Source organism: Kutzneria kofuensis (assembly GCF_014203355.1).
GTDB classification, from domain to species: Bacteria; Actinomycetota; Actinomycetes; order Mycobacteriales; family Pseudonocardiaceae; genus Kutzneria; species Kutzneria kofuensis.
In genome coordinates this window covers 6,800,689-6,810,232 of sequence record NZ_JACHIR010000001.1, presented here as the reverse complement: position 1 = coordinate 6,810,232, position 9,544 = coordinate 6,800,689, and the positions used below count along the sequence as shown (strand labels likewise).

At 69.0% G+C, this 9,544-nt stretch carries 9 protein-coding genes; 2 read left to right on the top strand and 7 right to left on the bottom strand.

The window, feature by feature from the left end; translation table 11 throughout:
• Nucleotides 1–10 precede the first annotated feature (10 nt).
• From BJ998_RS31365 to BJ998_RS31345, 5 genes are all read right to left on the bottom strand, one after another.
• A complete protein-coding gene (locus tag BJ998_RS31365) occupies nt 11–1,345 on the bottom strand; it encodes a methylaspartate mutase (RefSeq protein WP_184866936.1) in 1,335 nt (444 codons plus the stop codon).
• Nucleotides 1,342–1,830 (bottom strand): cobalamin B12-binding domain-containing protein, encoded by a 489-nt coding sequence (locus BJ998_RS31360; RefSeq protein WP_184866935.1) that lies wholly within the window; start codon nt 1,828–1,830, stop codon nt 1,342–1,344. Before BJ998_RS31360 ends, BJ998_RS31365 begins: the two co-directional genes overlap by 4 nt.
• Nucleotides 1,827–3,062 carry a type III PLP-dependent enzyme domain-containing protein gene (locus tag BJ998_RS31355; protein ID WP_184866934.1) on the bottom strand — a complete coding sequence of 412 codons (1,236 nt, stop codon included), beginning with the start codon at nt 3,060–3,062 and terminating at the stop codon, nt 1,827–1,829. The genes BJ998_RS31360 and BJ998_RS31355 overlap by 4 nt, the downstream gene beginning before the upstream one ends.
• Nucleotides 3,059–4,561 carry an AMP-binding protein gene (locus BJ998_RS31350; protein ID WP_312890415.1) on the bottom strand — a complete coding sequence of 501 codons (1,503 nt, stop codon included), beginning with the start codon at nt 4,559–4,561 and terminating at the stop codon, nt 3,059–3,061. The genes BJ998_RS31355 and BJ998_RS31350 overlap by 4 nt, the downstream gene beginning before the upstream one ends.
• 157 nt (nt 4,562–4,718) lie before the next feature.
• Nucleotides 4,719–6,263 carry an AMP-binding protein gene (locus BJ998_RS31345; protein WP_184866933.1) on the bottom strand — a complete coding sequence of 515 codons (1,545 nt, stop codon included), beginning with the start codon at nt 6,261–6,263 and terminating at the stop codon, nt 4,719–4,721.
• Between the two features lie 191 nt (nt 6,264–6,454).
• Here BJ998_RS31345 and BJ998_RS31340 point away from each other — a divergent pair, with 191 nt between their 5' ends.
• Nucleotides 6,455–6,703 carry a phosphopantetheine-binding protein gene (locus BJ998_RS31340; RefSeq protein ID WP_184866932.1) on the top strand — a complete coding sequence of 83 codons (249 nt, stop codon included), beginning with the start codon at nt 6,455–6,457 and terminating at the stop codon, nt 6,701–6,703.
• Nucleotides 6,704–6,787: 84 nt separating this feature from the next.
• On the opposite strand, the gene BJ998_RS31335 is transcribed toward BJ998_RS31340, so the two are convergent.
• Together BJ998_RS31335 and BJ998_RS31330 are read right to left on the bottom strand one after the other, a co-directional pair.
• On the bottom strand, nt 6,788–7,732 hold the full coding sequence (locus tag BJ998_RS31335; protein ID WP_184866931.1) for an ACP S-malonyltransferase: 945 nt from the start codon (nt 7,730–7,732) through the stop codon (nt 6,788–6,790).
• Between the two features lie 13 nt (nt 7,733–7,745).
• Nucleotides 7,746–8,642, bottom strand: coding sequence for a proline iminopeptidase-family hydrolase (locus BJ998_RS31330; RefSeq protein ID WP_184866930.1), 897 nt, complete (start codon nt 8,640–8,642; stop codon nt 7,746–7,748).
• Nucleotides 8,643–8,869: 227 nt separating this feature from the next.
• On the opposite strand from BJ998_RS31330, the gene BJ998_RS31325 reads away from it, so the two are divergent.
• The gene (locus tag BJ998_RS31325) at nt 8,870–9,286 is read left to right on the top strand and encodes an SRPBCC family protein (RefSeq protein ID WP_184866929.1); all 417 of its coding nucleotides are present in this window, start codon (nt 8,870–8,872) and stop codon (nt 9,284–9,286) included.
• Nucleotides 9,287–9,544: the final 258 nt, after the last annotated feature.

The following is a 9,544-nucleotide window of genomic DNA, read 5'->3' as shown; positions in this document are numbered from 1 at the left end:
CGACGCCTGCTCAGACACCGACCTCGACGGACCTGTCCGCACGCGTCGACGGCTCCTCGTCATATTTGCGTCGAACGTATGACAAGTCCTCCAGCAAACCGCTAGAAGTGATGCGCCGGGACCGTCCGCGCGGCACCAAGTGCCCCAACGGCAGCGACCCGACCTCACCCCACCGCAGCCAGCCATCCCCATCGATGTAGCTGCGGCTCCTTCCCGCATTGTCCGGGTGCAGGCAGTAGGGAACATCCAGATATCCCTGCTTGAACGCCAGCAGCAGCGCCTGCCCGAGGTCGCTGTGCAGGTTCAACACGGCGTGCACAAGGGCGCGGGCCTCCTGGTACGTCTGGGAATCCGCCAGTTCCGCCGTGGAACCGCCGATCTCCGGACGGTAGGCCCGCGCCGTGGTGTGCGCGTGCTCCAGCGCCGCCACGTTCTCCGCGATCGTCGGGATGCGCCGCGACTCCGCGACGGTCTTGACGATCACCCGTTCCGACCCGGTGGCCACCGCGAGTTCCGCAGCGGACGCCAGCAGCCGGTCGCACCCGTGGTCGGTCACCGGGTACATGCCCATGTACGTGTAGATCACCACATGCCAGTTGACAGTGGGCAACAACTCGGCGCACAGCGCGCGAAGCGCTTGCACCGCCTCGACATCCTGGTCGAGGTTGGTCTGCTGGGCGTAGCTGACGGACACACTGCGCAGCCCGTGGTGGCAGAAGAACAGTGCCTCCAGCACGCTGATCGCCACCAGCATGCTGGGCGGGCACAGCTGCCCCATCATGCAGCCGCCGAACGTCTCCAGGTGCGGCTCGACGCCGACTTCCTGCAACCGCGTGAACATCTCGCAGCACTGCGACCAGTTGCGCACCGAGTCCTGCAACGGTGTCCGCCCGTACGGCAGGCAGTACGACACCGGTCCGCCCTCGGTCGCGTTGAGGTTCAGCGCGACCAGCGCGGCGAAGATGCCCAGCGGCGTGGCCGATCCGTGCCGCACCTGCACCGGGAAGTCGTCGTCGCGGACCCCGTCCAGCACCCACTTGGTGGTCTCCACCGGGTGATTGACGATCGGGTAACCGTTGAGGGCGATGCCCTCCCGCAGTGCGGTGTCCGCGGCCTCGTGGTCGCCGACGCGGGTGTAGCTGTCCAGGGTGAGCGTGCCGACGGTCTGGGCGTCGGCCTTCTTGGTGGCGATGAGCCCCTCTCGCATCCGGTTCGGGTCGCTGAACCCCATCCTCGGCTGGGCCACGATCGAGCCGCGGCCGCCCCGGCTGCGCACGAACTCCCCGAAGTCGACGGGGGTCTCGTCCGCGGCACCCGTGGTCCGGGTGGGGAAGCAGGCGTTCACACCGCCACCCTGGTCCGGCCCGGTAGCGGTGTCGCCGCCGAGGGCAGAGCAGCCATGAAGTCGTAGAAGCTGACGACGGTCTTGGCGCCGTCCTCGAAGACGGCGTCGAAACCGGCCGACATCAGCCGGGCCGCCGCGCCCTCGTCCAGCTCGCCGGCGACGCCGAGCTTGCCGCCGATCACCACCGGCGTGGCCACGAGCTCCGAGCTGCCGCGGATCTCGTCGATCAGCCGCAGGCCGTCCTGGTAGCCGTGGCCGTTGACGCTGCTGATCACGACCAGCGCCGGCTTGTGCTGCTCGCACTCGGCCACCAGCAGCTCCGGCGACACGCACGGGCCGAGGTTGACCACGTCGTAGCCGAGCTCCTCGATCATCAGCTGCAGGAACACCAGGTTCCAGGTGTGCGCGTCGGAGGCGACGCCGCTGACAACGACGGTGCCGCGGCTGCCGGTGAGGGTGTTGTCGGCGAAGATCTGCATGGTCATCGGGCCACCGCCTGGTAGTCGTACGAACGGCTGTGGTCCAGCCGGGAAACGGACACGATCTCGTCGCCGCGCACCACGACCTCGGTGGGCGAGGGGCGGCCGAGGAACATCAGCAGGCTCGCGGTCGGGCCGTAGGCACCGACGTTGGGAATGCGGATCACGTCACCGGGGGCCAGGCCGGGCACCTTGACCGCGCGGCCGAAGGTGTCGCCGGGCGTGCACAGCGGGCCGACCAGGCTGACCGTCTCGGTCGGTTCCTCGTCGTCGGTGCCGACCTGCACCGGCATCAGCCGGCCGAGGCCGGACATGCCGCCGAAGGTGTTGATGCCGGCGTCGAGGATGACGAACTTCTTGCCCCGGCTGACCTTCACGTTGCTGACGCCGGCCAGCAGGGTGCCGCTGGCGCCGATCAGGTAGCGGCCGGACTCGCAGGCCAGCTGCGGAGAACCCGCCCGCCAGTTCGGGAAGTGCACGTCCAGCGCGATCTCCAGCTCCTGGCGCAGCTTCGGGTAGGAGGCCCGGCCGCCGGGAACGCCGTAGGGAACGGAGAACCCGCCGCCGATGTCCAGGTAGCGCAGCGGCAGGTCGAGCAGTTCGGACAGCGCGGCCGCGCCGGCGATGGTGTTCTGGAACTCGCTGATCAGCGCGTCCTCGTCGGCCGTGTTGGACAACGGGAACAGGTGCATGCCCGCGATGGTCACCCCGTCCACGCGGCGCAGTTCTCCCAGTTCCTCGGGGAGCCGCTCGGCGTCGAAGCCGAACTGCGAGGGGGTGCCGGTCATCCGGATGCCACTGCCGGCGCTGGCCGTGGCCAGGTTGACGCGCAGCAGGCACTCGGCGGTGATGCCCAGTTCCGTGGCCACCTGACCGACGTGCTGCACGTCGGTGACGGAGTCCGTGGAGAACATCCGCACGCCCAGGCTCATCGCCTCGCGCAGCTCGCCGAAGGTCTTGCCGGGACCGGTGTACATGCAGTCGCTGCCGGCGAAGCCGGCGGCCAGGGCGTTGGCCAGCTCGCCGGTGGAGCTGATCTCGGCGCGGCACCGGCGCCCGTCACCGGAGCGAAGTGCCTTCAGGAGATCGGGATGGGGATTGGCCTTCAGGGCGTAGAACAGCTCGAACGGCTCGGGCAGCTGGTCGAACAGCTGCTCGCGGGCGGCCGCCACCTCGTCGAGGTCGTAGACGTAGAGCGGGGTGCCGTACTCGGCGGCCAGCTTCTCGTAGCGGCTCATGACGCGCTCCCTTCCAGCAGGCTCAGGAGCGCCGCCCGCGAGTTCTTGCCGTGCAGGGTCAGCGGGAACTCCTCGAGCACCCGGCAGATGGACGGGATCTTCTGCGCCTCAAGGCGCTTGCTCAGCTCGCGCAGCACGATCGCCGGCTGGAGATCGGCCTCGACGAACAGGGCCAGGTCGTGGTCGTCGCTCGGCGCCAGCGCGGCGGCGGCCCGCACGCCCGGGATGTCCATGGCCGCCGCCTCGATCTCCAGCGTGCTCATGCGGATTCCCTTGCGCTTGAACATGTCGTCGCGCCGGCCCTCGAAGTACAGGTAGCCGTCGGCGTCGACGGAGCCGTAGTCGCCCGTGTGCAGCCGGGTGCGGCCGGTGCGCGGGTCGACGCGGAACGCCTTGGCGGTCACCTCGGGGTTGCGCCAGTAGCCGGGCATCACGTGCGGCCCGTCCGCGACGATCTCGCCGACCTGCCCGGCCGGCAGCTCGTCGCCGTTCTCGTCGACGATCGCGACCCTGGTGCCGGGCAACGGGATTCCGGAGGAGCCGGGACGCTCGGTGTCCTCGTCCGGCGGCATGACCGTGATGCGCTTGCACTCGGTCTGCCCGAACTGGCGCACCACCTTCACGCCCGGGAAGCTCTCCCGCAGGCCGTCGATGGTGGGCTGCGGCAGCGCCGCGCCGGTGTTGGTGAACATCCGCACCGGCGGCGGGGTCTCCTTGTCCCGCTGGGCGAGGGACACGATCATGGAGGCCAGCGACGGCACGATCGGCACGACGGTCGCGCCGGTCTCCCTCATGCGCCGCAGCAGGGCCAGATCGGATTCCTCGCCGGCCAGCACGATCTCGCACCGGACGGCCGCGGTCATCAGGACCTTGTAGAGGCCGTAGTCCCAGGACAGCGGGAACCGGCAGAACACGACGTCGTCGCGGCGGTAGCCGAGGGCCTGCACGAGAGCGCGGGTCGCGAACACGACCTGCGAGTGCGGGCACATCACCGCCTTCGGCGCCGAGGTGCTGCCGGAGGTGTAGATGAGCACTGCCAGGTCGGTGGGCTGCACGTCGTGGACGAACGGCACGGCGTCCTGCTCCTGGACGTCGGGCCAGACCGCGCCGAAGTCGTGCACCGGGACGGTCGCCGTGACCTCCCGGACGGCCTCGACCGCGGCGCCCTTGGCGATGATCAGCCGTGGCTCCGAGTTGTCCAGCACCGAGGACATCAGGAACGGCTTCATCGCCGGGTTCAGCGGCACGAGGACCACGCCGGCGCGGACCGCGCCGAAGAACATCGCGACCAGTTCCCGCGTGCTGGGGAGCTGGACGACGATGCGGTCGCCGTGGCCGACGCCGTGCGCGCGCAGCCAGTGCGCGAACCGGTGGCTGTGCTCGGCCAGCTGGCGGTATGTCCAGTGGCCGTCCGCGTCGCGGACGGCGACGCCGTCCGCGTTTTCGATAAGGGCGCCGTCCAGCAGCGAGTGAATGAGTTCACCCGGTGCGTCGGTCACCGTGCCGACATTGTCGAGTGGTGTGGCTGTGGTATCCAAGGTCGCTCTCCGTACGCTCGAAAAGAACGACGAGTGATTTACCCCGCGGGCAGCGAACTAAATCCTCACCACTCAAGAGTAAGATTTGTACATACGTTCGTCATCCCCCCTGGCACCCCTATTGTGCACCCGCCCTCGCCGTCAGCAGGTCGGCCGCGACGCCGGCCAGGCGGCGCCGGTCCACCTTGCGGTTGGAGTTCAGCGGGAACTCGTCGACGTGCTGGTAGTGCTTGGGCACCATGCTCTGCGGCAGCCGGTCGCACAGCCGCTTGTTGAGCTCGGACGGCGGCACGCGCTCGCCCGTGTAGAAGACGACGAGCTCCAGCCCGCCCGCGGTCTCCCGGGTCACGGTGACCGCGTCCTCCACGCCGCTGGCCCGGACCGCGTTGTCGATCTCCGCGAGCTCGATCCGCAGGCCGTGGATCTGCACCTGCGAATCCAGCCGGCCCAGATACGCCAGCTCGGTCGGCGACACCCAGCGGACCCGGTCGCCGGTCCGGTACCACGTCCGGCCGCCGTGTTCGAGGAAGCGGCCCTTGTCGTCCTCGGGATCGAGGTAGCCCGGCGTCATCTGCGGGCCGGTGATGCACAGCTCACCCTCGTCCTCGGTCGGCTCGCCGTCCGGAGTGATCACCAGGTGCTCGTGGCCGGGATTGAGGTCACCGATCGGCACGACACCGTTGACGGCCAGCCGTTCGGATTCCGGTGACCAGCGGTGCGCGGTGATGGTGACGGTCAGCTCGGTCGGGCCGTACAGGTTCTCCAGCGTCGAGCCGACCGCGGCCGCCTGCCAGTCCGCGGCATCCGCGCACTTCAGGGCCTCGCCGGCGAAGAAACTCCAGCGCAGCGTGGGCATGGCCCCGGGAGTGAGGCCGCCCATGCGGCGGACCAGGCCGATCGCCGACGGCGTGGAGAACCAGACGGTGATCTTGTGGTCGGCGAAGTAGGCCGGCATGTCGCGGTAGGCGTGCGGCGGAATCGCGCAGACGGTGGCGCCGGCGCCCCAGGCGCAGAACAGGTCGAACATCGCGCAGTCGAAGTTCAGGTCGAAGGTCTGCGAGAAGACGTCGTCCGGGGTGAAGTCGAAGCGCTCGTCGAGGTAGGAGAAGTAATGGTGGGTGTTGCCGTGGGTGATCGGCACGCCCTTCGGCCGGCCGGTGGAACCGCTGGTGAACAGCATGTACGCGGTGTCGGTTGCGGCCACCGGGTGCGGCTGGGCCAGCGCGTTCGCCGGGTCGACCTCGATCGTGCCGACGCCCGGGTCGGCCATCGCCAGCACCGGCATCGTGTCGCCGGCCAGCACGTCCTCCAGCACGGCCATCCCGTACTCGTCGGCGAGCAGCGCGGTGACGCCGGCCAGGTCGATCATGGCGCGGAGCCGGGGCGTCGGGAAGCTGACGTTGAGCGGCACGACCGTCGCGCCGGAATAGAGAGCCGCGAGCAGGCCCTGGTAGGACTCGATCGTCTTGCCGAAGAGGACCCCGACCACGGCTGGTGGACGCGGTCCGGCGGCGTGCAGTGATCCTGCCCACAGCAGGGCCCGTTCATGCGCCTGGCGGTAGCTGACCGCCTGGTCGCCGAACCGGATCGCGGCCCCGTCCGGCGAAGCGGCGAGGCCACGAAGGAAACGCGCGTGCAACGCGGTCGTGCTCGATGAGTTCATTCTTCCTCCTCTATGACATGGATGACACGGGCGTACTGGGGATTTCAAGGATCGGCCAGAGATTCGAGGGAAATCCCGCCCCCTGTTTGCGTCAGGCTGGACAGGGGTAGCGACCGGGGGGCATTGCGGTTTAGCGTCGAGATCGGCCACAGCCGGACCAATTCGGCCCGGAAAAAAGATTGGAGTCACCCATGTGGGACGCGCGGTTCGAGGAAGTCCTGCGCCCGTACCTGCCTTTTCTGCCTCATGACGAGCCGCTGACGCAGGAGTCGAGCCTGCGCGACCTGGGGCTCGACTCGCTCGGCACCGTCGAGCTGCTCGGGGCGCTTGAGCACGAGTTCGGCGTCCGCTTCGTCGACGACGCCCTGAGCCTGGAGACCTTCGCCAACGCCGGCGTGCTCTGGGCCGCCCTGGACAACCTGCTCAAGCAGGCCGCCTGAGCTCCGCCAGAAGCGGCCATGTCCACTGTGGACATGGCCGCTTCGGCGTTTCGGGGGACCGGCTTCGCCGGTCCCCCCTTCTCGTCAGGCGGCGGTGCGCTTGCGGGGGCTGACCGCGAGCTTCGGGTCGACGGCGACGACCTGGAAGTTCTTGTTCGTCACGGCGACCCGGCCGAACAGGCTGTCCTGGCCGGCGATGTGCACCTTGGCCACACCCAGCCGCTTCAGCGTCGCGACCGCGTCCGGCCAGCGGACCGTGTTGACGATGCCGTCCAGCAGCATGTCCCGGACCTGCTCCCCGGTGGTGACGATCGAGCCGTCCTGGTCGTTCACCACCGGCAGCGTCGGGTCGCGGAACTCCAACCGGTCGAACACCTCGGCCTGGATCTTCCTGCGCAGCGGGCCGAACGTGCTGACGTGCATCGGCGGATGCATGGTGTACAGCGACATGCCGCCACCCCGGCGCAGCTTCTGCTGGAACCACTCCAGGTTGTCCCGGCTCAGCGACACCATGTGGAAGTCGTGGTCGATGTGACAGGACACGTCGTGCCAGTAGCCGAGCTCGTCCATCTCGGCGAACAGTTGGTGGAGGATGTCCAGCGGGGTCCGCACGAACGAGTGCGTGACCACGTCGGCGAACTCCGTGGCGAAGAACTCGTCCAGGCAGCGGGCGAACTCCGCGGTCATCCACACGGCGTCCGAAAAGGACAGTGCGCCGGAGTGCGCGGCCAGCGCCTTGCCGCCGAAGCTCGGGCCGACGCAGACCTCGGGCCTGGCGCCCAGCTCCGCTTCCGCCCACTGGGCCAGGGCGACGCAGTTGACCAGGAAACTGACCTGCGCCTGACGGCTGTAGTCGCCCTCGGTGTCGCGGAAGGCGTCCACGAGCGAGTAGCCCAGGCGTTCGTCGGCCTCGGCGACCAGCCGCCGGGCGTACGGATTGATGACCATGAACTTGCCGACGTCGGCGAAGCGGGACGGCCCCATGCCGGGGAAGACGACCGCCTCGGACGCGGTGAACTCGGTGAGCATTGGCTTGTCTCCGCTACAGGCTGCTGAGGTAGGTGTGCATGACGTCGTCGAACAGTTCCGGCTCCTCGAGGTGCGGGACGTGGCTGGACTCCTCGAAGATCTCCCAGCGGGCGTCGGGGATGAGGTCCTGGAAGGGCTGGACCGTGGCCGGCGTGGCCTCGTCGTGCCGGCCCGAGATGATCAGCGTAGGCACGGTGATCCGCGGCAGCACGTCAATCACGCCCCAGTCCTTGAGCGTGCCGATGACGTGGAACTCGCTGGGGCCGTTCATGGTGAAGTAGACGGTGGGGTCGTTGTAGATCTCGTAGAACGAGGCCTGCAGGTCCCGCGGCTGCGGCTTGAGCCGGCACACGTGCCGCTCGTAGAAGGCCTGCATGGTGTTGTAGTAGTCGATGCTGTCGGTCGTGCCCTCGGCCTCGTGGCGGCGCAGTGCCTCGTCCACGCCGGGCGGCAGCTGGTCGCGCAGGACCTTCATCTCCTGCAGCCACAACGGGTACGAGGCCGGGGCGTTGGCGATCACCAGGCCCTTCAAGCCGGTTGGCCGCTTCGCGGCGTGCATGGCGACGAGGAGGCCACCCCAGGACTGTCCGAACGGCACATAGTTGCCGTCGATGCCCAGCTGCCGCACCAGGTTCGTCAGCTCGGCCTCGAACAGCTCCGGGGTCCAGAAGTCCGGGCCCTTCCCCGGCAGGTGGGTGGACCCGCCGTTGCCGAGCTGGTCGTAGTGCACGACCGGCCAGCCGCGGTCGGCCAGTTCGCTCATGCGCAGCAGGTAGTCGTGGGTGCTGCCGGGGCCGCCGTGGACCACGACCAGCACCGGCTTGCCGCAGCCGGGGTCGCCCGTCACCCGGTACCACGTCTTGTAATCGCCGAACTTCACGGTCCCCTTGGCGCTGGGGGCAAGCGACATCGTTCCACCACCTCGTCGATAGTCCTTTGCCGCCAACGCCCGCGGCGGCGCACCGCGGGTCGACGGTAGCGCCGGAGAAGGTGGGGAAACCCTTCGATCGAAGTCCCTAGGCTGCTCCGCGCGGGGCCGGGACCCGCTCGTGGCTCCCCCCTTGCGGCCCCACTCACCCATGTTGTACATTTGTCTAATACGTAAGTACGTATGAAACTCTCCCCTGGAGGACTCCCGTGTGGCACTACGAGCGCAGCATCGACGCCGACGCCGCCCCCTCGGCCGTCTGGGCGCGCTACACCGACGTGGCGACCTGGCCCGAGTGGAACGCCGGGATGGAGAAGATGGAGATCAGCGGCCCGTTCGCCAGCGGCTCGACCGGCGTGATCACCAGCGCCCAGCAGGGTCCGGCCGCGTTCACCCTGGTCAACGTCGTCGACGGGGTGGGCTTCACGCAGGAGACCAAGATCGACGAACACGTCACGCTGCGGTCCCACTGCAAGGTCGTGGCCGGCCCGAACGGCGGCTCCACGATCACCCACCGCACCGAGCTCGACGGGCCCGGCAGCGATGAGATGGGCGCGGCCATCGGCCAGTTCCTCAGTGGCGGCATCGACGAGGGCCTCGACGCCCTGGCCAAGGCCGCCGGCTGAGGCTGAAGACACGGCAGTAGGGCCGGCGGCCCCGGTCCTACTGCCAACCAGCTTTCCCGGCACGGCAACGGTTCCGGCAGCCACGGTTCCGGCAGCCACCGACGCCACCGCGCGGCAGACCTTCAATTCCCCGCCACCACAGCCGATCCGGCAGCCACCGACGCCGCCGGCCGGCCAATCTTCGATGTCCCCAGCAACACAGCCGGTTCGGCGGCCGCCACGGGTTTCCATCCCCCCGGCCCGTGTCCGCCACCGCCA